Source organism: Nocardia sp. NPDC049190 (assembly GCF_040648115.1).
GTDB lineage: Bacteria > Actinomycetota > Actinomycetes > Mycobacteriales > Mycobacteriaceae > Nocardia.
On the sequence record NZ_JBEZDE010000036.1, the window covers coordinates 1 to 26055 of the forward strand.

The 26055-nt window shown below is 67.4% G+C and carries 25 protein-coding genes; 6 read left to right on the top strand and 19 right to left on the bottom strand.

The genetic code is table 11. From position 1 onward, the window contains the following. Window positions 1-147 precede the first annotated feature (147 nt). The 4 genes from AB0B25_RS25515 to AB0B25_RS25530 all read right to left on the bottom strand — a co-directional run bounded on the left by AB0B25_RS25515 (window position 148) and on the right by AB0B25_RS25530 (window position 2960). Window positions 148-702, bottom strand: a complete 555-nt coding sequence (locus AB0B25_RS25515) for a dihydrofolate reductase family protein (protein WP_357184217.1) — start codon at window positions 700-702, stop codon at window positions 148-150. Between the two features lie 33 nt (window positions 703-735). Continuing rightward, window positions 736-1203, bottom strand: coding sequence for a VOC family protein (locus tag AB0B25_RS25520; protein ID WP_357184220.1), 468 nt, complete (start codon window positions 1201-1203; stop codon window positions 736-738). A gap of 81 nt (window positions 1204-1284) precedes the next feature. Continuing rightward, a complete protein-coding gene (locus AB0B25_RS25525; protein WP_357184223.1) occupies window positions 1285-2025 on the bottom strand; it encodes a hypothetical protein in 741 nt (246 codons plus the stop codon). Beyond that, entirely contained in the window at window positions 2013-2960 is a 948-nt protein-coding gene (locus AB0B25_RS25530) for a hypothetical protein (protein ID WP_357184226.1), read from the bottom strand. The genes AB0B25_RS25525 and AB0B25_RS25530 overlap by 13 nt, the downstream gene beginning before the upstream one ends. Before the next feature lie 139 nt (window positions 2961-3099). On the opposite strand from AB0B25_RS25530, the gene lspA reads away from it, so the two are divergent. The 3 genes from lspA to AB0B25_RS25545 are packed head-to-tail and all read left to right on the top strand — an operon-like array spanning window position 3100 to window position 5277. After that, window positions 3100-3696: a signal peptidase II gene (lspA, locus tag AB0B25_RS25535; protein ID WP_357184325.1), complete on the top strand. Its 597-nt coding sequence runs from the start codon at window positions 3100-3102 to the stop codon at window positions 3694-3696. Further along, window positions 3693-4619, top strand: a complete 927-nt coding sequence (locus AB0B25_RS25540) for an RluA family pseudouridine synthase (protein WP_357184229.1) — start codon at window positions 3693-3695, stop codon at window positions 4617-4619. Before lspA ends, AB0B25_RS25540 begins: the two co-directional genes overlap by 4 nt. Then, a complete protein-coding gene (locus AB0B25_RS25545) occupies window positions 4612-5277 on the top strand; it encodes a hypothetical protein (protein ID WP_357184232.1) in 666 nt (221 codons plus the stop codon). Before AB0B25_RS25540 ends, AB0B25_RS25545 begins: the two co-directional genes overlap by 8 nt. Window positions 5278-5298: 21 nt before the next feature. Here the strand turns inward: AB0B25_RS25545 and AB0B25_RS25550 are convergent, their stop codons facing one another. Both AB0B25_RS25550 and AB0B25_RS25555 read right to left on the bottom strand, forming a co-directional pair. Then, a complete protein-coding gene (locus tag AB0B25_RS25550) occupies window positions 5299-6117 on the bottom strand; it encodes a PhzF family phenazine biosynthesis protein (RefSeq protein WP_357184235.1) in 819 nt (272 codons plus the stop codon). A gap of 63 nt (window positions 6118-6180) precedes the next feature. Next, a complete protein-coding gene (locus AB0B25_RS25555) occupies window positions 6181-8619 on the bottom strand; it encodes an HAD-IC family P-type ATPase (RefSeq protein WP_357184238.1) in 2439 nt (812 codons plus the stop codon). Between the two features lie 35 nt (window positions 8620-8654). On the opposite strand from AB0B25_RS25555, the gene rarD reads away from it, so the two are divergent. Continuing rightward, the gene (gene rarD, locus AB0B25_RS25560) at window positions 8655-9575 is read left to right on the top strand and encodes an EamA family transporter RarD (RefSeq protein WP_357184328.1); all 921 of its coding nucleotides are present in this window, start codon (window positions 8655-8657) and stop codon (window positions 9573-9575) included. 199 nt (window positions 9576-9774) lie between these two features. Beyond that, window positions 9775-10701: an ADP-ribosylglycohydrolase family protein gene (locus tag AB0B25_RS25565; RefSeq protein ID WP_357184241.1), complete on the top strand. Its 927-nt coding sequence runs from the start codon at window positions 9775-9777 to the stop codon at window positions 10699-10701. A 347-nt stretch (window positions 10702-11048) separates the two neighbouring features. Here the strand turns inward: AB0B25_RS25565 and AB0B25_RS25570 are convergent, their stop codons facing one another. The 3 genes from AB0B25_RS25570 to AB0B25_RS25580 are packed head-to-tail and all read right to left on the bottom strand — an operon-like array spanning window position 11049 to window position 13373. Next, a complete protein-coding gene (locus AB0B25_RS25570) occupies window positions 11049-11723 on the bottom strand; it encodes a hypothetical protein (protein WP_357184244.1) in 675 nt (224 codons plus the stop codon). A 13-nt stretch (window positions 11724-11736) separates the two neighbouring features. Further along, the gene (locus tag AB0B25_RS25575) at window positions 11737-13137 is read right to left on the bottom strand and encodes a DNA polymerase IV (RefSeq protein WP_357184247.1); all 1401 of its coding nucleotides are present in this window, start codon (window positions 13135-13137) and stop codon (window positions 11737-11739) included. Continuing rightward, window positions 13134-13373: a hypothetical protein gene (locus AB0B25_RS25580; protein WP_357184250.1), complete on the bottom strand. Its 240-nt coding sequence runs from the start codon at window positions 13371-13373 to the stop codon at window positions 13134-13136. The genes AB0B25_RS25575 and AB0B25_RS25580 overlap by 4 nt, the downstream gene beginning before the upstream one ends. A gap of 124 nt (window positions 13374-13497) precedes the next feature. Between AB0B25_RS25580 and AB0B25_RS25585 the strand changes: the two genes are divergently transcribed. Beyond that, window positions 13498-14385 carry a UTP--glucose-1-phosphate uridylyltransferase gene (locus tag AB0B25_RS25585; RefSeq protein ID WP_357184253.1) on the top strand — a complete coding sequence of 296 codons (888 nt, stop codon included), beginning with the start codon at window positions 13498-13500 and terminating at the stop codon, window positions 14383-14385. Between the two features lie 143 nt (window positions 14386-14528). Here AB0B25_RS25585 and AB0B25_RS25590 read toward each other — a convergent pair whose 3' ends face one another. The 10 genes from AB0B25_RS25590 to AB0B25_RS25635 all read right to left on the bottom strand — a co-directional run bounded on the left by AB0B25_RS25590 (window position 14529) and on the right by AB0B25_RS25635 (window position 26034). Continuing rightward, complete coding sequence (locus AB0B25_RS25590; RefSeq protein WP_357184331.1) at window positions 14529-15023, bottom strand: NlpC/P60 family protein; 495 nt, start codon at window positions 15021-15023, stop codon at window positions 14529-14531. An 884-nt stretch (window positions 15024-15907) separates the two neighbouring features. Further along, entirely contained in the window at window positions 15908-19075 is a 3168-nt protein-coding gene (ileS, locus tag AB0B25_RS25595) for an isoleucine--tRNA ligase (protein ID WP_357184256.1), read from the bottom strand. Between the two features lie 296 nt (window positions 19076-19371). Next, entirely contained in the window at window positions 19372-19572 is a 201-nt protein-coding gene (locus AB0B25_RS25600; protein ID WP_357184259.1) for a hypothetical protein, read from the bottom strand. 76 nt (window positions 19573-19648) lie between these two features. Next, window positions 19649-20494 (bottom strand): DivIVA domain-containing protein, encoded by an 846-nt coding sequence (locus AB0B25_RS25605; protein ID WP_357184262.1) that lies wholly within the window; start codon window positions 20492-20494, stop codon window positions 19649-19651. Window positions 20495-20563: 69 nt separating this feature from the next. Then, a complete protein-coding gene (locus tag AB0B25_RS25610) occupies window positions 20564-20866 on the bottom strand; it encodes a YggT family protein (RefSeq protein ID WP_039797136.1) in 303 nt (100 codons plus the stop codon). Between the two features lie 89 nt (window positions 20867-20955). After that, window positions 20956-21738 (bottom strand): cell division protein SepF, encoded by a 783-nt coding sequence (sepF, locus tag AB0B25_RS25615; protein ID WP_357184265.1) that lies wholly within the window; start codon window positions 21736-21738, stop codon window positions 20956-20958. A gap of 187 nt (window positions 21739-21925) precedes the next feature. Beyond that, a complete protein-coding gene (locus tag AB0B25_RS25620; RefSeq protein ID WP_357184268.1) occupies window positions 21926-22687 on the bottom strand; it encodes a YggS family pyridoxal phosphate-dependent enzyme in 762 nt (253 codons plus the stop codon). A 70-nt stretch (window positions 22688-22757) separates the two neighbouring features. After that, complete coding sequence (pgeF, locus tag AB0B25_RS25625; protein ID WP_357184271.1) at window positions 22758-23486, bottom strand: peptidoglycan editing factor PgeF; 729 nt, start codon at window positions 23484-23486, stop codon at window positions 22758-22760. Between the two features lie 267 nt (window positions 23487-23753). Continuing rightward, entirely contained in the window at window positions 23754-24986 is a 1233-nt protein-coding gene (ftsZ, locus tag AB0B25_RS25630) for a cell division protein FtsZ (protein ID WP_357184274.1), read from the bottom strand. A 352-nt stretch (window positions 24987-25338) separates the two neighbouring features. Beyond that, window positions 25339-26034, bottom strand: a complete 696-nt coding sequence (locus AB0B25_RS25635) for an FtsQ-type POTRA domain-containing protein (RefSeq protein ID WP_357184276.1) — start codon at window positions 26032-26034, stop codon at window positions 25339-25341. Window positions 26035-26055 lie beyond the last annotated feature (21 nt).

The following is a 26055-nucleotide window of genomic DNA, read 5'->3' on the forward strand; positions in this document are numbered from 1 at the left end:
CGCCGAAGGCCGCCAACCCGGCGACACCTCCACCCTCCTCGACCCCACCATCCTCACCACCATCCACACCAACAAAACCTGACCACAAACCGGCGGACCCGGCCACAAGGCAGATGAGGGGGTCCGGGTCCGCCGTCCGATCTTCGCTCAGCCCACCCGGTCGGGACCGTAGGTGGCGATGATGATGCCGGTCTCCAGGACAGTGGTGTCCAACAGCTGCAATGGGGTCTTGCCGGTGGCCCGGTAGATCAGGTGCTCGGGGTCGGCGCGGCCCGCGAAGATCGGGTGGATCCACAGGCGGATCTCGTCGAGCAGGCCGTGTTCCAGCAGCAGACGGGCCACCCCGCCGTGCCCGTAGAGCAGGATGTCGCCCCGGGTCTCGGCCTTGATGCGAGCGACCTCGGCCGGAGTGTCCGGACCGAGCACGACGGTGTTGGTCCATTCCGGATCGGTTACGGTGCTCGACACCACATACTTCCGCATGGCGTTGACCTTGTCGGAGAACCAGTCGCCGGTGCGGTGCGGCCATACCGAGGCGAAACCCTCGTAGGTCTTGCGGCCCATCAGCAGCGCGTCGGCCGCCTTCAATTGGGCGCCGGCGAATTCCATCGCGCCCTCTTTGAAGTAGTCGAAGTGCCAGTCCTGCATATTGTCGATGAGCCCGTCGAGGGACACATTCGTACTTTCGACGATCTTTCCCATACCCAGGTCTCCCGGTCTGCGCGCCGAACCGGCTCAGGAACCGCCGAATTGCTCGGCCATCCGCCGGTCCATCTCATCGGGCGGCACGTCCTCCACGTGCGTGGCCACGGTCCAGCGGTGTCCCCACGGATCCTCGAAAGCGCCGCTGCGGTCGCCGTAGAAGTGGGTGGTCATCGCGGTGAGTTCGGTGGCGCCCGCGGCCAAGGCGGCGGCGAACGCGGCGTCGGCATCCTCGACATACACGTACAGATTGACGGGAGTGCCGCCGATCGTCTTCGGGTCGAGGAAGCCCATATCCGGTGCGGGATCACCGAGCATGACGACCGAATCGCCGAACATCAGCTCGCAATGCGCGATCGTGCCGTCCGGACCGGGCATACGCATTCGCTCGGTGGCGCCGAAAACGTTCTTGTAGAAGTCGATCGCGGCCGCCGCACCGTCGATCGACAGTCCCGGCGAGACCACCGGATATCCCTCGGGAACAGGCTTGACATCAGACATGGAAAACCTCCGATCCAGGCATGGTGTCGGACCTCCCGAGCCTATTCCCGTCACCCACCCCGCTGGCCGGATCTCCCGAAATCAGGGACCGGCGACACCGCGCAGCCGACGCACCTGCGCGGCAGTCAGAGCGCTGAGCACGCCGGGATCCACCGATTCCGGCGCGGTCACCGCGACCTGCGCCAGCGTGCTGCCGACCTGGACGATCGCGACCGACGAGCCGAGTATCAAGCCATCGCTGCTGGTGCGCACCTGAAAGGCGGTGGACGCGTCGCCCGCGGGCGGCTGGGCCAGGCCGCCGACCCGATAATCGACTCGAGTATCGGAGTCGTCGGCGCCGGAATAGCGCGCGCAGCGGCGCACTATCGCCTGCGCTTCGGAGAACGCGTCAGCCAGTGCCTCGCCCGAATAACTCGCCGCGTCGATATCGATACTGGAAAAACTCGGTCCCGCGTAGTGGATCGAGGCCTGCGCGAGCGCATCGTGGCGCTGCGCACCCAACGGGGTGAGCAGTACGGCGCACTCCGCGGGATTCGTCGGCGACGCGCCGGAGGCCGAGGCCGTGACTCCCTGGGGCAGGTCGGCGCGCGGCGGCAGGGCGGTGAAGTTCGGCGGCAGGTTCGCCTCGTCGAGCAGCAGGCCGCGCAGCCGATTCGAGTCGGATTCGGGTGCGGCGGTCACTGCGGCGGCGACTAGCACGGAACCGAGTGGCGGCAGTTCGGGCAGCTCGGGTGTGTCCGGTTGCGCGGACCCGCATCCGCTGACCAACGCGGTGGACGCGACGGCCAACAGCAGCCCGCGCGCTCGGATCACTCGGTCCACGACACCTGCGTATCGATCGTCTGCTGCAGCATGCTCTCGCTGTGCGGATCGCGGTAGGCCTGATGACCGCCGACCGTGATGGATCCCGACACCGGAAGCGGCAAGCCGAGGTCGACGGTGATGGTGCCGGCGCCTTGCATGACATAGTCCCTGATGTCCAGGGCCCCCGCGTTGTTGGGCAGGTTCCACATCGGGGACTTCGGCGTCTGGGTGACCTTCAGTTCGATGACGAGCCGGTCGCCCTCGCGCCTGGTCAAGGTCGCGGTGGTGATCTGATCGAGCACGACACCACCGGTGACCTCTTGGCGCACCGTCCACACCGCGCCCTCGCCGACGGGCTGGTCGGGGAACGCGATCGAGCGATAGACCGCCTGGTAGAAGGCTTGCTCCAGGGCGGACCGGGCGGCTGTCGAGGTATCCGGCGACGGCTCGAGTCGCAGCGCGGTGATCGCGCCGAGTTCGCTGAGATCGAAGCCCGCGTGCGAGCCGCCGATATTGGTGAGCGCCTCGGCCAGTGTCGGGTCGGGCGAGGTGACGGTGCCGAGGGTCAGGTCGATGCCCGCGGCGGTGGTCTGGGCGATCATCGGGATGGTCAGCGCTGGCGCGGAGAAGTCGTGCATCGGCTGCTCGTTGATCTGCTGTTCGACTCGGTGCGCGGTACACAGCGTCACCCGCTGAACAGTGCCCGCCGGGTAGTCCGGCCGCAGCAGCGAGCGTGGCTCCGCGCCGGTCGCGACGACCGTGGTCACCGCGGCCGGAATCGGCACGGTGACTTCCTTGCCCAACCCCAGCGGCTCGGTGCCCTCGGCCTCACTACGTCTTTCGGCGCCGTCGCCGCAACCGACCCCGAAGGCGGAGAGTCCGACCGCGAGCACCATCAGCAGCACACCCGAGCGCGCGATCCGCGGGATGTGGAGGGAAGACAACGCCGTCACGAGCAACAGGGTACGACCGCTTCCTGAGCGTCAGCTGGGACATTCGGTATCCGGCCGCTCGGCGTGCCGGGTGACCGCGATCCGGGTGCGCGGGCACGGCCAATCGGACGCGCGCATCGACCCCGATCCTGCTCGAGAGATGATGGTCGGTGTGAGTGACGACCGACCGCCCGAGGAGAGCCCAGCAAACACCGCCGATCCGACGACACCAGCGACTCCGCCCCAGCGCCTGCGGACCCTGCTCGTCATCGCCGCGGTTCTGTTCGGCCTCGATCTGCTCACCAAGACCCTCGTGGTCGCGAATCTGACGCCGGGCGACCCGGTGCCGGTCCTCGGCGACTTCGCCCGCTTGAGCCTGGTGCGAAATCCCGGTGCGGCGTTCTCCATGGCGACCGGCATGACCTGGCTGTTGACCCTGATCGCCGCCGGCGTCGTGATCGGAGTGGTCCGCGTCGGGCGTACCCTGCGCTCACTCTGGTGGGCGGTCGGTCTGGGCATGGTGCTCGGCGGTGCGCTCGGCAATCTGGTGGACCGGCTGTTCCGTGCGCCGGGCCCGCTGCAGGGGCATGTGGTCGATTTCGTCGCGGTCGGCTGGTGGCCGGTGTTCAACGTCGCGGACTCCTCGATCGTGTGTGGCGCGATCCTGCTCGTCGCGCTCACCGTGTTCGGCTTCGAGCCGAACGGAACCCGCGTCGGACGCGGCAGCGAGCGCAGCGGCGGGGAGAGCGCCGCATGAGGGAGACCCGAACCATGCCCGTCCCCGACGGGCTCGACGGCATGCGCGTCGACGCGGGACTGTCCCGGCTGCTCGGCCTGTCGCGCACCGCCGTGGCCGCGCTCGCCGAGGAAGGCTCCGTCCAGCTCGACGGGATCGCCGCCGGTAAATCCGACCGCCTCGCGGCGGGCGCTTGGCTCGAGGTGGTGTTTCCGGAGCCCAAGCGGGAACTCACGATCGAGGCCGAGCCGGTGGAGGGCATGCGAATCCTCTACGCCGACGACGACATCGTCGCGGTGGACAAGCCGGTCGGCGTCGCCGCACACACCGGCGTCGGCTGGAGCGGGCCCACCGTGGTCGGCGGACTCGCCGCGGCCGGGTACCGCATCTCCACCTCAGGCGCCCATGAGCGGCAGGGCATCGTGCACCGTCTCGACGTCGGCACCTCCGGGGTGATGGTGGTCGCGCAGTCCGAGCACGCGTACACGGTGCTCAAGCGCGCGTTCAAGCAGCGCACCGTCGACAAGCGGTATCACGCGCTGGTGCAGGGACACCCGGACCCGAGCAGCGGCACCATCGACGCCCCGATCGGCCGGGCCCGCGGCAACGACTGGAAGTTCGCGGTCACCGCCGACGGACGCCCCAGCATCACGCACTATGACACCGTGGAGGCGTTTCAGGCGGCCAGCCTGCTCGACATCCACCTGGAAACCGGCCGCACCCACCAGATCCGGGTGCATTTCTCCGCGATCCGCCACCCCTGCTGCGGCGACCTCACCTACGGTGCGGACCCGCGGCTGGCCGAACGCCTCGGGCTGCAGCGGCAATGGCTGCACGCTCGTTCACTGGGGTTCCAGCATCCCGTGGACGGACGCTACCTGGAGATCACCAGCGCGTACCCCGACGACCTGAAGCACGCCCTGGACGTCTTGCGCAATGCTTGACCGGCGCGCGCTGCCATGGCGTGGCATCGCCCGCACGACAGCGGCCGTCGCGCTGGTCGCGCTGGTCGGCGCGCTCGGCGTGCTGAATCCGCCGCGCAAGGCCGGCGTGTTCACCGACCGGCTCGGACCGGAGCAGGGTGAACAGGTCGCGGACTATCTCGTGCGGGCGCGGGATTCGCTGACCGGCACCGCTGGCGAGCAGCACTGGGCGCTGCTGTCGTTCACCGAGCCACTTGCGCCCGAACGAATCCCGGACCACAGCGGCGGCGTGCGCATCGCGCAGGTGCTGTATCGGGTGCCGATTCCCCGGGTCCAGACTCCTCTGGTCGCCGTACCGGTCCCGGGCGACGTCCGCGCGGCGGTGGATTCGACCGATTACGCGGCCTGGCTGCTCCCGCCACCCGCTGACGACCGCACCGCCCGCACCGTCGCCGTCTCCGCCACGCGGCTGCGCGCAGGCTGCGCGTGCGTCATCGGACTCGTGGTCCGCGGACCACTGGCGAATCTGCGACACCTGGCCGCACACAGCGGCATCCGCGCTGTCCAAGCCTTGCCCGCCGACGCCGTGGCGGGCCGCTTCGGAGTGGTCCCGTTGCTGCCGGACCAGCGGGATGTCGTGGCCCCCGGCCCCGATGACGGCCCGGTTCCGGATCGGTGAGTCGTGCGGGTGAGCGTGGCGTCAGTCCGGCAAGATGACTACCCCGTCGAGGTAGCGGCGGCATCGGCCGAGGAGTAGGACGCGGTCACCGACGAGTTCGCAGCGCAGCGTCCCGCCGCGGCGTGACAACTGCCTGGCATTCAGCGTGGTGCGCCCCAGTCGCTCGCTCCACAGCGGAACCAGCTGAGCGTGCGCCGATCCGGTGACCGGATCCTCGGAGACGCCGACGGCCGGAGCGAAGACCCGGGAGACGAAGTCGGCCGAATCGCCGAGCGCGGTGACGATCACGGCACGCGGCAGGGCCGGAAACGCGGCGAACACCGGCGCGGCAGCACGAACTTCCTGTTCGGACGCGACGACGATCACCTCGTCCGTGCCGGAATAGGCCCGCACCGGGCGCACCCCGAGCGCAGCGACCAACACGGGATCGGCCGACACCGGAATACTGGGCACAATCGGCAGATCCAACACGAATTCGTCGTCGTCGGTGCGGTCGACCTGCAACCAGCCGCTGCGCGTGTAGAAACTCACCCGGTCTTCACCTGGATGCATGTCCGCCAGAATCTGTGCGGCACTGGCCATGGTGGCGTGTCCGCACAGGGCGACCTCTACCCTCGGCGTGAACCAACGCAGATGGAAGGCGGGCCAGTCGCCCGGGGGCGTACCCGCCTCGGACGGTAATTGTGAGGTGTAGAAGGCGGTCTCGGCGAGGTTGTTCTCCTCGGCCAGCTGTTGCAGCAACGCATCCGGGAGCCACGACGGGAGCGGCATCACCGCGGCCGGGTTGCCAGAGAACGGTGCGTCGGCGAACGCGTCGATCTGGTGCAGCAGTACCTCCATAGTCGAAAAGGTACTCCAATCCCGAATGGCGTCCTCGCACAAGGGTTCTCGTGGCGCGGCGAGTCAGGCGTCCAGCTGGTCGGCGGCCCCGCCCGGCGAGCTCGGGAACAGTTGCCGGCGCTCCCCGAGCAGCGCCGCACTCACCCACCAGGCGGCTTCGACCAACACGATGCCGACCACGCCACAGGCCACCGCCGCGCCGGTCAGCCTGACGTTGGAAGGATCGAGTTTGAAGAACTCCCGGGTGAACGGAACGGTGAACAGGACGACGTACGCCGCGACCGACGCCGCCAGCAACACCACCTTCCACCACACGTACGGCCGAGCCACGATGGCCAGCACCCACACCGCGATCATGATCAAGGTGATCAGCGCGGCAGTGCCCGCCTGGATCTTCTGCTGCTCCCCCGCATCCGGACCGGCATAGGCGATCAGATAGGCGACGAAGGTCGCCGCGCCGATCACGACACCCGACGGGATGGCCAATCGCATGACACGCGAGACGAACCCGGTGCGAGCGCGCTCGTTGTTCGGCGCGAGCGAGAGGATGAACGCCGGGATGCCGATGGTGAACCAGGCCGCGATCGTGACGTGGCGCGGGAGAAACGGGTAACCGATCGGCTCGTAGTCGAAAATCTGCGAACCGATCCCGGCGAGACCGACCAGGAACGCGAGCAGGACCGAGTAGACGGTCTTGGTGAGGAAAAGGTTCGAGACCCGCTCGATGTTTCCGATCACCCTGCGGCCCTCGGCGACCACATAGGGAAGCGTCGCGAATTTGTTGTCCAGCAGCACGATCTGGGCGACCGCGCGCGTGGCGGGGCTGCCCGCGCCCATCGCGACGCCGATATCGGAATCCTTCAGCGCGAGAACGTCATTCACGCCGTCACCGGTCATCGCCACGGTGTGTCCGCGCGACTGCAGCGCCGACACCATGGCGCGCTTCTGATCCGGCCGCACCCGGCCGAACGTGGTGCTGTGCTCTACCACGTCGGCCAGCTGGTCGCGGTCCTCGGGCAGTTCGCGCGCGTCGATGGGGTGATCGCCGCCCGGCAGGCGGAGCGACGAGGCAACGGCGCCGACCGATACGGCGTTGTCGCCGGAGATCACCTTGATGGAAACATTCTGGCTCGCAAAGTATTCGAGGGTTTCCCCCGCGTCCGGGCGGACCTTCTGTTCCAGCACGACGAGCGCGGCCGGCCGCACCGTGCCCGGGGCATCCGGGGCGTCCACTGGACGGTCACCGCGGGCCAGCAGCAGGACGCGCAATCCGGACGAACCCAGGTCTTCGGCGACCCGCGCGTGCTCGGAGGCCGGGTCAAGCAGCACGTCCGGCGCACCGAGCAGCCAATCGCCGTGCGCACCGTAGGAGCAACCGCTCCACTTCTTGGCCGAGGAGAACGGCGCCACCGCGGTCCGCGGCCAGCCGGGGCCCTCGGGCAGCCCTTCGGCGATCGCCTGCACACTCGCATTCGGGCGGGGATCGTCGGCGGCCAGCGCGGCCAGCGCGGCGCGGACCTCGGTGTCGTCGAAGGACTCCAGCGTCTTCAGGTCCGACAGCCGCATGCCGTTCTCGGTCAGCGTGCCGGTCTTGTCCGCGCACACCACGTCGACGCGGGCCAAGCCCTCGATCGCGGGCAGCTCCTGCACCAGGCATTTGCGCCGGCCCAGCCGCACGACGCCGACCGCGAACGCGATCGAGGTCATCAGCACCAATCCCTCGGGCACCATCGGCACCAGGGCGGCGACCATGCCGGTGACCGCGGGCCGCCACGATTCCTTGCTGGAGAACAGCTGGTTGTAAATGCTCAGCAGACCGGCCGGAATGAGCAGGTAGGTGATGAACTTCAGGATCTTGTCGATACCGGCCCGCAACTCGGAGTGCACGAGGGTGAACCTGCTCGCCTGCTCGGCCAGCTGCGCCGCGTACGCGTCCTTGCCGACCTTGGTCGCACGGTAGGCGCCGGACCCGGAGACCACGTAGCTGCCGGACATCACCGCGGCGCCGACCGACTTGTCGACCGGGTCGGCCTCGCCGGTGAGCAACGATTCGTCCACCTCGAGCAGCGCGGACTCCTCGACCGTACCGTCGACCACGATCTGATCGCCCGGGCCGAGCTCGATCAGATCGTCGAGCACCACCTCACGCGGCGCGATCTCGACAGCCGTGCCGTCGCGGCGCACCGTCGGCTTGGCCTGGCCGACGATGGCCAGTTCGTCCAGGGTGCGTTTGGCCCGAATCTCCTGGATGATGCCGACCGCGCTGTTGGCGACGATCAGCAGACCGAACATGCCGTCGACAATCGAGCCGGTGGCCAGCACCAGGATGAACAGGACACCGAGGATGGCATTGATCCGGGTGAAGACGTTCGCGCGGACGATGTCGCCGACCGAGCGGCTCGCGCGATCCGGCACGTCGTTGGCGCTGCCGTCACGGCGACGTTGCTCGACCTCCGCCGTAGTGAGCCCGGTGGCGCGCGATGTCTGCGCGGTAGTCGACATGACCGCAAGGCTACGTGACAACTACCGTCGTCATCGTGCGGCAAAGCAGGTCTCTCCCCGGTGTGGTATTCGGCACAAGCGCCTTCTTCTTGTGGGGCCTGTTCCCTGCCTTCTTCGGCTTGCTGGCGTTCGCCGGCGCGGGTGAGGTGGTAGCCCAGCGGATTCTGTGGACTCTGGTCCTGGTGCTCGTCGTGCTGGCGGCGAGCGGACGACTGGCGTCGCTGCGCGACATCGGTCGACGAGTCTGGGGGCTCGCGGCGCTCGCCTCGGCGGCGATCGCGCTCAACTGGGGCGTGTACGTCTACGGCGTCACCTCGGGACACGTCGTCGAGTGCGCGCTGGGGTACTTCATCAACCCGCTGGTCACCGTCGCGTTCGGCGTGGTGATCTTCCGCGAGCGGCTGACCCGCGCACAGTGGGCGGCGCTTGCCGTCGGCGCGACCGCGGTGGCGGTGCTCACCGTCGACTACGGCCGGCCTCCGATCATCGCTCTGGCGCTGGCCTGCTCGTTCGCCACCTACGGTCTGGTGAAGAAAGTGATCCCGCTGGACGCGTTGCGCGGCATCGCGGCGGAAGGGCTGGTCGCCGCGCCGTTCGCGCTGGGGTTCAGCATCGCGCTAGCTGTCACCGGAGGCAGCGAATTCGGTTCCAGCGCTGAGCATGCCGCACTGATGGTGGCCACCGGGCCGGTCACCCTGGTGCCGCTGCTGCTGTTCGCCGTTGCGGCTCAACGGGTTCCGCTGTCCACCATGGGCTTGCTGCAATACCTCACCCCCGCCTTGCAGATGGCGTGGGGCGTCATGGTCGCGCACGAGCCGATGGCCGCGTCCCGGTGGGCAGGTTTCGCGCTGATCTGGGCTGCTCTGGCGATCTTCACCACCGATGCCCTGCTGCGCGCCCGACGCGGGCGCCGCAACCGGGTGACCACGTCGGAACCACCCGCCAGCCACGTCTGACCGGGCGCCGGCGCGTGCGGTGGAGACGACATGGATCCGGAGCCGGCGACGTGGTCGGGGCGACCCAGTCGCCGAATTCGCCCAGCACCCAACCGAGCTGAAGGCATACGACCGATTGCCGGTCGAGCCCGACAGGTTCGGGGCCGCGCCCTCTTCATTACATTGACCGAATCGAACGGCGAGATCGGAGTGTTGATACATGCTGGACGAATGGCAACTGGATCGGGCAGCGGGGGCGCTGCTCGGCACCGCGGCGGGCGATGCGCTCGGGGCCGGATACGAGTTCACCCATCCTGGCCCCTTCCAGGTGATCGACATGATCGGCGGCGGGGCGTTCCAATGGGCGCCGGGCGAGTGGACCGACGACACGTCCATGGCGATGGCGATCGCGCTGGCGGCCGACCGAGGTCCCGGCATCGACCTCGACGATGTGGCAGCGGAATTCGTCGCGTGGTGGGACAGCGCGCCACGGGACGTCGGGCTCCAGACCTCGCGGGTGCTCTCGGAGCGCCCGGATTCGGCGCAGGCCATGCAGCATCGCGCGTCGAGCCTGGACGGGTTGACCGGCGGCAACGGATCGCTCATGCGCACAGCCCCCGTCGCGCTCGTCTACCTCGACGACGCCGCGGAATGCGTGCGCATGGCAGCCGCCGTCGGCGCTTTGACCCATCACGACAAGCAAGCCATCGAGGCATGCCAGATCTGGACGTACGCCATTCGACACGCGGTACTGCACGCGAGCTTCGACGGCGTGCGGGACTTCGTGGCCGACTCCGCGAGCGCCGCGTACTGGGAGCCGCTGCTCGATCAGGCCGAAACCGGCGCGCCACACGATTTTCCGAAGAACGGCTGGGTGGTGCACGCGCTACAGACCGCCTGGTGGGCCATCACGCACGCGGAACAATCCGGCCCTTGGCATCTGCCACAGGCACTGGAACTGTGTGTGCGAGCGGGCGGTGACACCGACACGACAGCCGCGATCGCGGGCGGCCTGCTCGGCGCCCGCTGGGGCGCGAGCGCAGTCCCGGAGCGCTGGCGCGCGATACTGCACGGCTACCCGGGATCGACGGGCGACGACGTGGTCGCACTTGCCCTCCGAATCGCGACGAAGAACACCGTCGGCTGATCGGAACAACACACGGGCAGCGGTGTCACCCGGGGCCAGGAGCCGGAAATGGCGCGAAAGTGTCGGATCCGACACTTTCGCGGGCGCTACGACGCTCGCCCCGGCGCAGTCGATTGTGCCGGCCCAGATTCGGAGCGCTCGACGAATGGCGGCCTCAGCCACACCGATAGGTGGGACACGGACATCGATACCGGCGTGCGACTTCGGACATTCCCGGAGCGGGGACCGCCGACCACACAGGCGTGTGACCGCTCGAATTCCCTGGTGATGCCCGACGATAGACCGCTCATGACAGCGGGCCGGTCACCGGGCGAACCCCGGTGACCGGCCCGAACGCTCGAACCCGATCAGCCGCAGGCAGCCGACTGCTGGCCCAGATTGGTCAACATGGCGCAGGCCCAAGCCTTCTGGATCTTCCACTTGCCGTTGTCGGCGACGAACGGCACCTCGACGATGTTCTCCTGGTCGTTCAGCGTGAACTTGGCCTTGGCGTTCACACTGTCGCCGAACGAGGTGACGTCGGTGACCTCGATCTTCACGTCAGCGCCCGCCGCGGCCTGGGAAAGCCGGTCCGGCAGCGTCGGATCGGCTTCGACGCCTTGGACATTGTCCAGCTTCTCGGTGGCGGGCACCGACGGGTCCAGCGCCCGAGACAGGGCGGTGTTCAGCTCCGCGGCGGTCGGGACCGGCGGCAGGTTCGCGCTCGCGGCCGCCGACGCCTTGGCGCTGGTCGACGTCTTGGCGGCGGGCTTGCTGTCCTTGTCGTCGCTGCCGCAGGCGGTCATGCCGAGCGCGGCAACGACGGCCAAGCCGGCGATCGCGATGCGTCCAGTCTTACGAAGCTTCAACTGCTCGTCCTTTGCGTTCGAGTACGTCCATGTCGTGTTCCACGATGGCAGCCGCCACCCGAACCGGCGGCGCTGCACGAGGCCCCAGGTTACCCGGCGGCGGAAACCGCCGCCCGGATCCACCCGGGACAGACGGATGTCGTCGGCAGCGAACGTACGCGTCGGTCCGGGCATTGTCGAACCGTTGTCAGAGCAGGCTGCCCAGGGGATCGGCCGGGGTGAGCGCGGAGTCGCCCGCGGCGAAGGTGCGCGCGGGACCCGCGCCGGTCGAACGGGTTTCGAAGCGAACAGTCACCACGCCGAGTCCCGCGCCCTGCACCCAGCCGTGCCCGTGGTCGGGATGGGTCACGTCCATCCCGGGCTGCCAGACAGTGATCGGAAGGGACGCGCCGGACTGTGGTGCACCGGCCGTGTCGTCATATCGCGACGACACGTCGGCATCGGACTCCTCCTGGGCGGTCTCGGTGCCCAGACCGCGATCGAGTTCCGGAAACAGCGATCCCTGGCGGACCGTCGACAGGCCGCCATAGCTCACCCCGACCAGCCGGATCGGGCCCAGCTCTTGTGGATCCAGTGCCGAACGTTGCGCGGCGGCGGCGAGCGTGGCGAGGTCTTCGGTCGCGTAGGGCAGCGTGTAGGAGCGTGTGACGATACTCATGTCGGACCTTTTCAGCTTGAGCACCACGGTGCGAGCGGCGCGTCCGTCACCGGCCAGGCGCCGGTGCGCGGCGGCGGCCATATCCTCGATGGCGGGCCGCAGTTGGGCGAGGGTGACGATATCGGTTTCGTAGGTGGTCTCCGCACTGATCTGCTTGGCCTCGGCGCGCTCGGTGACCGGACGGTCGTCGATGCCGCGCGCCAGGCGGTGCAGAGCCGCGCCGACGCTGCCGCCGAGGAGCGACACCGCCTCCGATTCCGGCAGTGCGGCGAACGCGCCCACGGTCTCGATACCCACTGCGCGCAACCGGCTTTCCGCGACCGGTCCGATCCCCCACAACTTGCGTACCGGAAGCGCGGCGAGCAACCGCTGCTGTTCGACCGGCGAAATCACCCGAATCCCATCGGGTTTGGCCAGTCCAGAGCCGATCTTGGCCAACTGCTTGCCAGTTCCCGCACCGACCGACGCGGTCAGCCCGGTACGTGCGCGGACCAGGGCTCGCAGTTCCGCGCAGAACTCGTACACTCGCGCGACGGTCGCGCCCGCGAGCTCGGCGGGCTCGGCGAAAGCCTCATCGAACGACAGGGTCTCCAACACCGGGATCCGGCGGCGCAGCGCGTCGAAAACCTGTCCGCTCACCACGCCGTACACCGCTCCGCGCGGCGGCACCACCACCGCGGTCACGCCGACGAGCCGGCGCGCTTGGTGCATCGGCATCGCCGAGCGGGCGCCGAAGACCCTGGCCTCGTAGCTGGCCCCGGCCACGACCCCGCGCCCACCGGTACCGCCGACCAGCACCGGTCGACCACGCAGCGTCGGGCGCGTCAACTGTTCGACCGAGGCGAAGAACGCGTCCATATCGATGTGCAGGACCCAGCGCCGGGCGGTGCTGTCCGCATCGGCGAGCTCGGGAAGACGCCGACCGCTCACCGATGCTTCGCCGCGCGTCGTCCGGCCCACCGGTCGACGGGGTGCGGCACGACAATCCGCCGCCGAGCCGAACCCGCCGGACGCACCCCGATCTCGATGCTCACGTCGAGCAATGTACGCCCGGACACCGACAGGTCCGAGCGGACGTTCACGCCATCGGGTGGCGCTGTGCGCCAGCTGCCGGTTCCCGCTCGGATCGCTGGGTGCCCGAGACCCGAGTTACCCGCGCTTTTCATCGGCGCACGCCTTCTGATCTGGCCTTTTTCCGCACCGACCGAGGTACTGCGCCGTCCCGAATCGCCGATGACGAACCGCGGGGACGAGGTCTACCATCGGACTTGGTATGTGATGATCGGACCCATGAAGATCCGTAAGGCCGTCATCCCGGCCGCCGGTATCGGCTCCCGGCTGCTCCCGCTGACCAAGGCCATCCCCAAGGAGATGCTGCCGGTCGGCGACCAGCCGGTGATCGAGCACACGGTCCGTGAGCTGGTCGCCTCGGGCATCACCGACATCACCATTGTGGTCAGCGGCGGAAAATCGTTGATCCAGGATCACTTCCGCCCCAACCCGGCGCTGGTGGACCAACTGCGCGCGGAGGGAAAAACCGCCTACGCCGACGCGGTGGAGGAGGTGGGCGAGCTGTCCCGGCGCGGTCATATCACCTACCTCGACCAGCACGGCCCGTACGGCAACGGCACCCCGGTGCTCAACGCCGCCCGAAATCTCGGCGACGAGCCGATGCTGGTGTTGTGGCCCGACGACGTGTTCGTCGCCGAGGTGCCACGCGCCCAGCAGCTCATCGACGCCTACGAGGCCACCGGGTCCCCGGTCCTCGCGCTGATGCCGATGAACCCCGCCGAATCGCAGCGCTACGGCGTGCCGGTGGTGGCCGACGACCACGGCAACGGTCTGCTGCGTATCACCGGACTTCGAGAGAAGCCCAAGCCCGAGGACGCACCGTCGAATTTCGCCGCGATCGGCGGCTATGTGGTCACGCCCGGAATCATCGAGGAACTACGCATTCAGACCGACGCGTGGTATGAGCACCGCACCGGCGAGGTGTACCTCACCGACGCGATCAACCTGCACGCGGCCGGCAACCCGGTCTTCGGGCAGGTGATCCGGGGCCGCTGGTACGACACCGGTAATCCGGCCGACTATCTGGTCGCGCAATTCGCCTCGGCGCTGGCGCATCCGCAGTACGGACCGCTGCTGCGCACGCTCGCCGAGGCGCTCGGCACCTGACCGACACCGTCACCCGCCGATACCTCGCATGACCCGCGGCGATGCTGTCGCCGTGGTCACGATCCGCACTGCGCCGGGTCGTGACCACGGTGGGTGAGTGGTGCGCATCGCCGCGGATACGCGATCAGGCCGGTGCGGCGTGCTCAGAAGCGGCGGATGGCGTAGATGTCGAAACGGCTGAGCGGGGTGAATCCGACCGGCACGCCGGAGCCGTAGGCGTTGAACACCTGCCCCAAGCCGGCATAGATACCGACGTGCGAGCCGTCGTCGTTGAGTACCACCACATCGCCGGGCGCGAGGGCGCTGCGCGGAACCGCCACTCCAGCCTTCGCCTGCTGCCAGGTTGTCCGTGGCAGGCTCACCCCCACCTGGCGAAACGCCCACTGGACCAGACCAGAGCAATCCCAGGCGAACGGACCGGTGCCACCCCACTGGTAGGGCTTGCCGATCTGTGTCAAGGCCACGGCCAGTGCGGCGAGGCCGCGCGAACTGGGCACCGGCAATGCCGCCGAGCCACTGGCGCTGAGGGTCGCGCCCAACTCGCCGGCGGAGCCGCTGCCCGGTCCGCTGCCGGACGCACTACCGGTGTCGGACCAGACCGGTCCTGCGAGGACAAGTGTCGCGATCGTCGACACCATGAATCCGAGTGCGATGCGGCGCAGCGGTTTCCTCGTCACGTGCTCGTCCCTTCCGTTGACCCGACTGACAGGGCACCCACCGACAGCCCTGGCTAACACTTGGCATCAGCAGGGTCATCGAGATGGCGCCGCGGCTACCGCGCCTGGCGAAAGCACGCCCGGCGCAGAGCATTTCGAGTAGGACACTCCGCGAACAGACACTGCCGCCCCAGCAGTTAACCTGCGCAACAGCAGCAACATCGCCGATTGTGCCGCGCTCACCGCGGCAGCACAATCGGTTCAGCAAATTCCTAGCGTGTGATCTATATCACAACGCAAACTCTTGACATCGCCCGTATCAGTCCACCACTTGTGCGCGCAGCTCGCGATGAGCACTGGTGAACCACGGCCAGCGGATGACTGGGAACGCGCCCTGACAGCCATCGGTTGGGTATGCACGTACCGGTACCCCGTCCAGGCGTTTGCGATCAGATTGCCCGCGAAGGTGCAGCGTGCAGCGTGCAGCGTGCAGCGACGATTGGGGTTTGTGCCGACCCCACTCCGTTCGGACTGCGACTTTCCTACGCGTTGAACGCATGTGCGTACCGAGGGGGGTCTCAGGCAGCCCGGTTCCAGCGCACCGCGCGACCAGCGCCCCTCCCGGAAGCGCTATGGCGGTGGCCGTCGAGCTGAACAGGCCGAACATCGTGCGCCCGTCGACGAATCGCACCACACCACCGACCGAGCAGCACACGCGACTATGGTCGATGTGATCCATGGGCGCACTGACCATCGAAGTATCCCCGAGCGATGGGCGTGGTCGAGGCAGCCCGGCCATCCCACCGCGAATACAGTTCGGGGGCAAGACCTTTCGGTCTCACCCCCGACTCGTCATACCTTGGACCTCAGACCTTGGTGACCTTCGCCCGCACACCACCGACAAGATCGGCGGCATCGGGGCCGGCGTCGCCGAATGCCAAGGTGGTGGCGAGGATCTCGCCCGCGATCAACTCACGATGGGTCTCGGCCCAGCCGGCCCGTTCCGCGGGAACGTCGAGCACTACGGTGATGCGATCGGAGACCTCGAGGCCGGAGGTCTTCCTGGTCTCCTGCAGGTCACGGATCAGGTCACGGGCCCACCCCTCCGCCTCCAGATCCTCGGTGACCACCGAGTTCAGCACCACCAGACCCGCATTGCCCGGCAGCGCCGCGGTGGACTCCGGCTCGGCGGCGACCAAGCGCTGCGTGTATTCCTCGGGGAGCAGGGCGATGCCGGCCGCGGTGACCACACCATCGGCGCCCTCGGACCACTCCCCCGCTTTGACCGCCTTGATCACCGTCTGCACGTCTTTGCCGAGGCGCGGACCCGCCGCACGGGCGTTGACCACCAGTTCGAAGCGGCCGTGCACGTCCACATCGGTGGTCAGATCCACCTTCTTGACATTGACCTCGTCGGCGATGATGTCCGCGAACGGCGCCAACCGCTCCGCGTCGGCCGCGGCGATGGTGACTTCGGCCAGCGGCAGCCGCACCCGCAGGTTCTGTGCCTTGCGCAGGCTCAGCACCGTCGAGCACACCACGCGCACCTCGTCCATGGCGGCGACCAACTCCGGGTCGTCAGGAAGCACACCCGCGGACTTTTCTGTTCGCTCCGCAGGCTCCGCTCCCGCCGGCCAGTCCGCCAGATGCACCGACTCGCCGCCGGTCAGTCCCCGCCAGATCACCTCGGTGAGCAGCGGCAACAGCGGCGCGGCCAGCCGGGTGACCACCTCGAGCACCGTATGCAGGGTGTCCACCGCGTCCGCGTCCTCGCTCCAGAACCGGGAACGCGATCGGCGCACATACCAATTGGTCAGCGCGTCGGCGAACGAGCGCAGCTCCTCGCAGGCGCCCGCGATGTCATAGACCTCCAGCGCCTCGGTCATCACATTCCTGGTCTGCGCCAGTTTCGCCAGGATGTAGCGGTCGAGCACGTTCGGCGAATCCGTCCGCCACGTCCCGGGTTTCGACGCGTACAACTGCAGGAAGGTCCACGCATTCCACAGCGGACGCAGCACATGCCCGACACCCTCGCGGATGCCGCGCTCGGTGACGATGAGGTTGCCGCCGCGCAGGATCGGCGAGCTCATCAGGAACCACCGCATGGCATCGGAGCCGTCCCGGTCGAACACCTGGTTCACATCCGGGTAGTTGCCCTTGGACTTGCTCATCTTCAGCCCGTCATCACCGAGCACGATGCCGTGCGCGACCACGGTTTTGAACGCCGGGCTGTCGAACAACGCCGTCGACAGGACGTGCAGGTTGTAGAACCAACCGCGCGTCTGTCCGTTGTATTCGACGATGAAGTCACCGGGGAAGTGGCCGCCGAACCAGTCCTTGTTCTCGAACGGGTAGTGCACCTGGGCGTATGGCATGGAGCCCGACTCGAACCAGCAGTCGAGCACCTCGGGCACCCGGCGCATGGTCGAGTTGCCGGTCGGATCGTCGGGGTTCGGGCGGGTCAACTCGTCGATCGTCGGCCGGTGCAGATCGGTGGGGCGCACGCCGAAATCGCGTTCCAGTTCGTCGAGCGAGCCGTACACGTCGACGCGTGGGTAGGCCGGGTCGTCGGACACCCAGACCGGAATCGGGCTGCCCCAGTAGCGGTTGCGGCTGATGTTCCAGTCCCGCGCGCCCTCCAGCCACTTGCCGAACTGTCCGTCGCGGATGTGCTCGGGCACCCAGGTGATCTGCTTGTTCAGTTCGACCATTCGATCACGGAACTGGGTGACCGCGACGAACCAGGACGGCACGGCCATGTAGATCAGCGGTTGCCCGGAACGCCAGCTGTGCGGATACGAGTGCTCGATCGTCTCGTGCCGCAACACCTTTCCCGCGGTCTTGAGATCCTTGATGATCACCGGGTTGGCGTCGAACACCATCAGCCCCTGGTACGGCGGCACCATCGAGGTGAACTTGCCGCCCGGATCCAGCGGTTGCACCAGCTCGATCCCGTTGGCCGCGGCGACATCCATGTCCTCCTCACCGAAAGCCGGTGCGAGGTGGACGATTCCGGTGCCGGAGTCGGTGGTCACGTAATCGGCGGTGAGCACACGGTGCGCGTTCGGGTGGCCGAGGAAGAAGTCGAACGGGGGGGTATAGGCCAGGTCGGCCAGCGCTGCTCCGTCGTACTCGCCGAGCACCTCGAGGTCCTCGCCGAACTCTCGGGCGTAGTGCGACACCCGTTCGACCGCAAGCAGATAGCGCTTGCCGTCGGCGGCACGCAGGTGCACGTAGCGGACGTCCGGGTGCACCGCGATGGCCAGGTTGGACGGCAGCGTCCACGGCGTGGTCGTCCAGATCAGGGCATTGGCGCCGTCGAGCGCGCTCAGCGGATGGTCGGCGGACACGCGCAACACCATGTCGACGGTGACCGCCGGGTCCTGGCGCATCTTGTACGCGTCGTCGAGGCGAGTCTCCTGATTCGACAACGGCGTCTGTTCGTACCAGCTGTAGGGCAGCACCCGGAAGCCCTGATAGATCAAGCCTTTGTCATAGAGCGACTTGAACGCCCACATCACCGACTCCATGAAGTCGGTATCCAGCGTCTTGTAGTCGTTGTCGAAGTCGACCCAGCGGGCCTGGCGCGTCACGTAGTCGCGCCATTCGCTCGTGTAGCGCAGTACCGATGTTTTGCAGGCCGCGTTGAATTCGGCGAGACCCATGGCATCGATCTGTGATTTGTCCGTGATACCGAGCTGCTTTTCCGCCTCGATTTCCGCGGGCAAACCGTGGCAGTCCCAACCGAATCGACGATCGACCCGCTTGCCACGCATAGTCTGGAAACGCGGGACGAGGTCTTTGACATATCCGGTGAGCAAATGACCGTAATGCGGAAGACCATTCGCAAAGGGCGGCCCATCGTAAAAAACGAATTCTGATGCGCCGGAACGCTTTTCGATGCTCGCGCGGAAGGTGTCGGCGGCCGCCCATGCGTCGAGCACGCGGCGCTCCATCTCGGGGAACGATGTCCCGCTGCCGACGCCGAGGTCGACCCGCGGATACGCGCTGCTGCTGGAAGTGTGGTCCGCCATCGCGGATACGTCTCCTCGTGCCGTGTCGTTGGCACGGGGACGATGACAGCGCCCGGTGCGCCGAAACCGCGGTACCACCCCGCTTGCCCGGCACAGTATCCGCCGGACCTCTCGTTCGGGAGCTGTGACGGGCTCACCCGTTCGGTTCTACTGAGCGCCCGGCCAGGGGACCGTGCTGCTGTTCTTCCGAAGACTCCCCGGTGATTGCCGGATCGACGTCGTATTCATGTTTGATTCTAGCCAGAGCGGTCAACCCAATTCGCAGGGCAGGTCACGCTCGGCCGGCAGGGCAGCCCTCACCGTTTGGCATGACGACCAGGAGGCTGTATGGACTCACCCTCGGGCCTCCGCATGGATAGGGCACTCACCAGCAACAGCACAGCACCGATGACACATACCACGATGCAGCCCCACGCCCAGATCACCGATCCGGTGGTGAGGGCGGCCACGAGTAGCGCGAAGCCGATCGCGGCAAGGACGAGCGTCAAGACGAGCATGGTGACCCCCAAGGCATGCCAGGCGGCTCGACATTTCCTCTAGCAGTATGACCTGCTGCACGCAGAGCGAGCCGCGTTACTTGCCACCCTTGGCAAAGGAGGCGGGCGCCAGGTTGCTCGCGGTGTTGGCGTCGGCGAACGCTTCGCCGCCGTCGACCGGTACCGCCGAGCCGCGATTCTCCAACTCCTCGAGCTGCGACTCCAGGTACGACTTGAGGCGTACCCGGTACTCCCGCTCGAATGTCTTGAGCTGCTCGATTCGGCTCTCCAGCACGGTGCGCTGCTGGGTGATGGTGGCCATGATCTCGGTGTGCTTGCGCTCCGCGTCGGCCTGCAGCGCGTCGGCCTTCTCCTTGGCCTGGCGCAGTTGGTTGTCCGACCGGGTCTGGGCGTCCGACAGCAGCGCGTCCGACTTCTGGCGAGCATCGACGATCATCGACTCCGACCGCGTCCTCGCATCACCTACCAGGCGCTCGGAGTTCGCCCTGGCATTCGACAGCAGGTTCTCCGCCTCGACCTTGGCGTCGCTGGTCAGCCGGTCCGCCATCTCCTGGGCGAGGCTGAGCACCTTGGCGGCCTGCAGGTTCGCGTCCGCGCCCGCATCCTTGACCACCGGCGCGGCCATCGGGGCGGGCGGGGCGACCGGAACCGGCGGCTTGATCGGCTCGGGCGGCGGAGCTTGTGGTACCGGAACCTTCGCGGCGTTCACCGTGGCCGGGCCGCGATTCTTCTTGGCGTCGGCCAGTTCCGCGTCGAGTTCGGCAACCCGCTGGCGCAGGTCGGCGTTCTCCTCGATCAGACGCGAGAGCTCCTGCTCCACGAGATCCAGGAACGCGTCGACTTCATCCTCGTTGTAGCCACGCTTCCCGATCGGCGGTTTGCTGAACGCGACGTTGTGCACATCGGCTGGGGTCAGCGGCATGGAAGGATCCCTTCACGCGTCTTTTGGAGATCTAGCAGATCTAGCAAGCTGTCTTCCCGGCCCATTCTGTCACACCGGAGCTACCGGTTGCCCGAGCCTGCCCACGATCGACATCAAGATGAAGACGATGAATAGCAAGACCATAATCGACAGATCCAGCCGAATTCCGCCCAGCGACACCGGGGGTATCAACCGCCTCAGGAGTTTCACCGGAGGGTCGGTGATCGTGAAGATCACCTCTAGTACGACAACCACGACACCGGTAGGGCGCCAGTCGCGGGCAAAGCTTCGGATGAACTCGACGATCACGCGGCTGATCAGCAACAGCCAGAAGATGAACAGTACGAAGTACAGCACCGCGAACAAGGCCACCAGTTCACTCTGCCGCAAAAATCGCTTCGCGCAAAATGACCGCGCCGCACCACCCGCGACCGGTCTCCCCCACCCCCCGGATCACCGCTTTATTTCTGGTTATAGAAGCCGGTCTCGGCGATTCGACGGCGCTCTTCGGCCGATACGTCGACATCGGCGGGTGAGAGCAGGAACACCTTCGTCGCGACCTTGTCGAACGAGCCGCGCAGCGCGAAGGCCAAGCCCGCGGCGAAATCGACCAATCGCTTGGCGTCGGCATTGCTCAGCTCGACCAGGTCCATGATCACTGGATTGCCCTCGCGGAAGCGTTCGCCGATGATCCGAGCCTCGCTGTAATCCCGCGGGCGCAGCGTCGTGATCTTGGACAAGGGGCCTCCGTCCTCGAAGATCCCGGGCCGCCGCACCGGGGCGGGCTCGGGACGCACGCGCTCCTCCAGCCTGCGCTCCTCGGCGTCGGGATCGACGGCGAGCGCACCCCGGGTGGCTCCGCGTAATATCGGCGCGCTCCCACCCGCCCGGAACCGGCCCGACGGGGCGGACTCGATCCGGGTCGGGCGCCGCGACGCCTCGTAGCGGTCGTCACCGTAGGGCTCGTCGGCGTAGTCGTCGCGCCGCGACACCGGGTACCCCGCCTTGTACGGCGACTTGTAGGCGGGCTCCGGATACTCGACGTCGTCGAAACGGTCCGCGCCGTAACGGTCTTCGCCGTAGCGATCGGCATAACCGTCACGGTCGGAGTAGTCACGGGGCCGGGGCCGGCGCGCACCGCGCTCGTCGACACCCCGAGGGGCGCGATCGTCCACATAGTCGTCTTCGTAGTCGTCGAGCGGAACCATGCCGAAGTACGCCTTGAACTTGTGCAGCGTGCTCATGACCGCACCTCGCTGTCGCTCGGCTCCGTCATGACCACGATGGTGGCTGCGTCGATTACTCGCTCGCTGCGCTCGCTCATTCTGGTCGACCTTCCTTCGGCCCCGGTGGCAGCCGGGTGTTGAAGTCTTGCTCAGCCCTCGCCAGTTCCCAGCATATGTGTCGAATGTGACTGATGAGGTTTCTTTGCTACGCCGAGGTTATCGGCCTGCCGCCCATCAAGGCGGTACCGACACGCACAACCGTGGCCCCGTGTTCGATCGCCGATTCCAGATCGCCGGACATGCCTGCCGAAAGTTCTGTCGCCTCCGGATGATCGGCGAGCAACAGGGTGTGCAACGTCGCAAGACGTGCGAATGCCGCATCAGACTCCGCCCCCAGCGGCGGAATGGCCATCAGACCCGACAGCCGTAGTCCCGGCGCGGCCGCGACCTGTTCGGCGAGCGGAGCGAGATCGGCCGCCGACACACCGCCGCGCGCCGGGTCGTCGTCCAGGCTCACCTGGAGCAATACCCGAACCGGCTCGGTGCGTTCCCCCGCGTCCAACGCGGCCCGCGCACCGGCGTCAAGGGCAGTTGCCAGCCGTTCGCTATCGATCGAGTGCACGGTGTGCGCCCAACGGGCCACAACCCGCGCTTTGTTCCGTTGCAGGCGCCCTATCATGTGCCAGCGTATGCCGGAGAGTTCTTCATCACGCACGGCCGCCACTTTGGCGGTGGCCTCCTGCTCGCGCGACTCACCGAAGTCACGTCGACCCAGCCGATACAGGATCGCCACATCGGAAGCGGGGAAGAATTTCGTCACCGGTAGCAGCCGGACCGAGTTCGGATCCCGGCCCGCCGCGACGCAGCCCGCATCGATCCGGGCAAGCAGGCCCGCCAAGGCGGTGATCAACTCCGCGGTACGGGCCGCGACCGCGTCGGCCGACACGGACTCGATGTCGGCGCTCACGACGGCAACTCACTCGGGCTCGGCTGCGCCGACCGCGCACGGTGGTCCCATTGCGCGCGCTGACGCTCACTCACGCGGTGTCCTCCCGCCAGATCACCCCACCGATTCGGCCGGTCGGGGCGCCGCGGCGGTGACTGAACAGGGTGCGGTCCTCGATCGTGCAGCGCGGATCCACGGCGATCCCGGCTACCCCGGCCTCGGAGAGCTGCCGGGAGATGCCGGCGCGCAGGTCGAGCGCGGGGGTGCCGCGAACGGTGATGGTCGCGCTTCCCGGCAAATGCGCCTCGACATCGTCGCGCATCGCCGCGGGGACTTCGTACTGGCGACCGGAGGCGGCGGGACCGAGGAAAGCGCCGATGCGATCCACGCGCGCGCCCACGGAGACCATCGCGTCCAACACCCGCGGCACGATGCCGATCCGAGCGCCGATGCGGCCGGCGTGCACAGCCGCGATCACACCTGCCTCATCGTCGGACAGCAGGATGGGGACACAGTCGGCGGTGAGCACCACGAGCGCGAGGCCGGGCACCGTCGTGACGATAGCGTCGGTCGCGGGAACCGGCCGCGGCCGCGGACCGTCCACGATTTCGACATTGCGACCATGGATCTGTTCCATCCACACCAAGCGGTCCGGCGTCAGGCCGATCCCCTCGGCCAGCCGATCCCGGTTGCGCCGCACGGTCGCCGGATCGTCGCCGACATGGTCGCCGAGGTTGAACGAGTCATACGGCGGCGACGAGAAGCCCCCTGCCCTGGTCGTCGTGACCCGTCGAACGATCGTAGTCGGCGCGATAGTCATAGCGACGAGCCTAGTGGCGTTCGGCGAAGGCCGACGAAAGGCCCACGCCGGAGCCGGAACACCCACAGGTCGCCGCGTCTCACCGAAGCACCCCATACCCGCCCACGCCGAGCATCTCGCGTCGCCGACATCCACGAAATCGCTTGCCTTATCCGGACACAACCGGGCACCACGCCCCGATGCCCCCGAGCGTCCCGGTGAAGACCGAGAGCTCACCCCCTATTTCGAGCTGGGTTCCGGCCGCGGCCGGAACCCACGGTCCAGCTGCTAGCCCCGCCGCATGAACGAAGGCACATCCACGTCGTCGTCATCGTCATCGTCATCCGGCGGCGTGATGTGCGAACGTGGGTTGTTCGCGATCGTCGGCTCGGACAGCGCGCGCTGCCGTTCGGTGTCGCGGTAGCTCGGCACCGCGCCTCGGCTGCTGGAGATACTCGGCGGGGTGTCGGTGCCGCGGGCGACGACCTCACTGGTGCGGCTCTGTCCGATCTCGCCGGACCGCGCCGACCCGATGGTGCCCCGGCTCGTGGTGTCGAAGGTCCGCCGGGCCGGGCCTCCGCCGTCGAAGCCCGCGGCGATCACGGTGACCCGCACCTCGTCACCGAGCGAGTCGTCGATGACGGTGCCGAAGATGATGTTGGCCTCGATGTGCGCGGCCTCCTGCACCAGCGACGCCGCCTCATTGATCTCGAACAGACCCAGATCCGACCCGCCCGCGATCGACAGCAACACTCCGTGCGCACCATCCATCGACGCCTCGAGCAGCGGCGAATTGATCGCCGCCTCGGCAGCTTTCACCGATCGGCCCTCGCCGCGCGAGGAACCGATACCCATCAGCGCACTGCCCGCTCCGGACATCACACTCTTGACATCGGCGAAGTCGACGTTGATCAGACCGGGCGTGGTGATCAGGTCGGTAATGCCCTGCACACCGTTGAGCAGCACCTCGTCCGCCGAGCGGAAGGCGTCCATCAGACTCACCGCCGCGTCGCCGAGCTGCAGCAGCCGGTCGTTGGGAATCACGATCAGCGTGTCACAGGACTCGCGCAGCAGGTTGATCCCCACCTCGGCCTGGTTGCCACGACGCTTGCCCTCGAACGAGAACGGACGCGTGACCACACCAATGGTGAGCGCGCCGAGCTTACGCGCGATCTGCGCGACGACCGGCGCGCCACCGGTACCGGTGCCGCCTCCCTCGCCCGCGGTGACGAAGACCATGTCGGCGCCCTTGAGCACCTCTTCGATCTCGTCTTTGTGGTCCTCGGCGGCCTTGCGTCCGACCTCGGGATCGGCGCCGGCCCCGAGACCGCGGGTGAGCTCACGACCGACGTCGAGTTTGACGTCGGCATCGCTCATCAGCAGGGCCTGTGCGTCGGTATTGACCGCGATGAACTCGACACCTTTGAGTCCCTGTTCGATCATCCGGTTGACGGCATTCACACCGCCGCCGCCGATACCGACGACCTTGATCACCGCAAGGTAGTTGTGCGGGGGCGTCATGGGCTCTCGCCTTCCTTCGATCTAAAGCCTGTCGTTTCCGGATTCTCGGCACACTGCTTTTCGACCCGGCCCGTGGGTCGATTCGCTTCGGAAAGCGACCCGAGAACCGAGCAAACCCTAAACCTGAACCATAGGGTTAGCGTTATGTCAAGTATCCGACTGGTGCCGAACGCTATTCGCAGCCGCCGCGATACGTGCGCAGGCGCGCCGAAACGAGAGTCAGAATCTTGTGTGATCCCGCTCGTCTCGCCACTCCACACGTCGTATGGTGGACGGTTGCCCCCCGGCCATCTTCTCGGCGCCGGAACCGCTCCCGAACCGCCGAAAATTCCCTGGACACAATGGGTGTGGATCACTTTACCGTGACCAGATTGGGACTCGAGACATCGAACACCGTTCCGGGGCGCGTCAACAGCGGTAACACGACCGCTGACTTGCGCTCGGCGTCGTCGGTCCCGCCCCAGAGTACCGTGCGTCCGTCCTTCAGATTCAGCGAAATATCCGAAATGGACCGTGCGACAACCTCACCCACCTGAACACGCAGCGCAGCGGGAACAATGGCAAGGACCGAAACCGCGGCGCGGGTCACCGAATCGTCGGCACCGGGATGATCGGCGATCAGTTTCGCCACACCGATAGGTGCGGGCTCGATCGCGAATTCCACGCTGTCCGCGTCCAGTAGATGCTCGCCCTGCGGACTGTCGTAGAACAACACCGGAATGCGCGCCACGACCGTCACTCGGACGGTGGATGGAAATACCCGCTGTACCCGTGCCGTGCGCACCCTCGGAATGCTGGCCACTCGTTGCGCAATGGCCGTGGTGTCGATTCGCAGTATGGAGCGGCCGGACGGGATTTCGAGCAGATCGCGCACCTGCTGCTCGGGTACCGCAAGCGTGCTCTCGATCCGCACGGTGCGCACCGAGAGCACAGGCGTGAACCAGCAGACGACGCCGACTACGGCGAGAACGCACACACCCAGCAATCCCCACAGCCGAATTCGGCGCCATTCGTCCGCGCCGAACCGATCACTCGCGGATCGCCCCATGTCGCGCATCGATCCGACCCC

Excerpts from the sequence above, each read along its gene's own strand:
- AB0B25_RS25545 (WP_357184232.1), top strand. The coding sequence starts at position 4,612 with ATGCTTGACCGGCGCGCGCTGCCATGGCGTGGCATCGCCCGCACGACA.
- AB0B25_RS25605 (WP_357184262.1), bottom strand. The coding sequence starts at position 20,494 with ATGCCGCTGACCCCAGCCGATGTGCACAACGTCGCGTTCAGCAAACCG.
- sepF (WP_357184265.1), bottom strand. The coding sequence starts at position 21,738 with ATGAGCACGCTGCACAAGTTCAAGGCGTACTTCGGCATGGTTCCGCTC.
- pgeF (WP_357184271.1), bottom strand. The coding sequence starts at position 23,486 with ATGACTATCGCGCCGACTACGATCGTTCGACGGGTCACGACGACCAGG.
- AB0B25_RS25515 (WP_357184217.1), bottom strand. The coding sequence starts at position 702 with ATGGGAAAGATCGTCGAAAGTACGAATGTGTCCCTCGACGGGCTCATC.
- AB0B25_RS25570 (WP_357184244.1), bottom strand. The coding sequence starts at position 11,723 with ATGCCCGGACCGACGCGTACGTTCGCTGCCGACGACATCCGTCTGTCC.
- AB0B25_RS25590 (WP_357184331.1), bottom strand. The coding sequence starts at position 15,023 with ATGGTGTCGACGATCGCGACACTTGTCCTCGCAGGACCGGTCTGGTCC.
- ileS (WP_357184256.1), bottom strand. The coding sequence starts at position 19,075 with ATGGCGGACCACACTTCCAGCAGCAGCGCGTATCCGCGGGTCGACCTC.
- AB0B25_RS25520 (WP_357184220.1), bottom strand. The coding sequence starts at position 1,203 with ATGTCTGATGTCAAGCCTGTTCCCGAGGGATATCCGGTGGTCTCGCCG.
- lspA (WP_357184325.1), top strand. The coding sequence starts at position 3,100 with ATGATGGTCGGTGTGAGTGACGACCGACCGCCCGAGGAGAGCCCAGCA.
- AB0B25_RS25550 (WP_357184235.1), bottom strand. The coding sequence starts at position 6,117 with ATGGAGGTACTGCTGCACCAGATCGACGCGTTCGCCGACGCACCGTTC.
- AB0B25_RS25635 (WP_357184276.1), bottom strand. The coding sequence starts at position 26,034 with ATGGGGCGATCCGCGAGTGATCGGTTCGGCGCGGACGAATGGCGCCGA.
- AB0B25_RS25555 (WP_357184238.1), bottom strand. The coding sequence starts at position 8,619 with ATGTCGACTACCGCGCAGACATCGCGCGCCACCGGGCTCACTACGGCG.
- AB0B25_RS25600 (WP_357184259.1), bottom strand. The coding sequence starts at position 19,572 with ATGCTCGTCTTGACGCTCGTCCTTGCCGCGATCGGCTTCGCGCTACTC.
- AB0B25_RS25540 (WP_357184229.1), top strand. The coding sequence starts at position 3,693 with ATGAGGGAGACCCGAACCATGCCCGTCCCCGACGGGCTCGACGGCATG.
- AB0B25_RS25580 (WP_357184250.1), bottom strand. The coding sequence starts at position 13,373 with ATGAAAAGCGCGGGTAACTCGGGTCTCGGGCACCCAGCGATCCGAGCG.
- AB0B25_RS25585 (WP_357184253.1), top strand. The coding sequence starts at position 13,498 with ATGAAGATCCGTAAGGCCGTCATCCCGGCCGCCGGTATCGGCTCCCGG.
- AB0B25_RS25565 (WP_357184241.1), top strand. The coding sequence starts at position 9,775 with ATGCTGGACGAATGGCAACTGGATCGGGCAGCGGGGGCGCTGCTCGGC.
- ftsZ (WP_357184274.1), bottom strand. The coding sequence starts at position 24,986 with ATGACGCCCCCGCACAACTACCTTGCGGTGATCAAGGTCGTCGGTATC.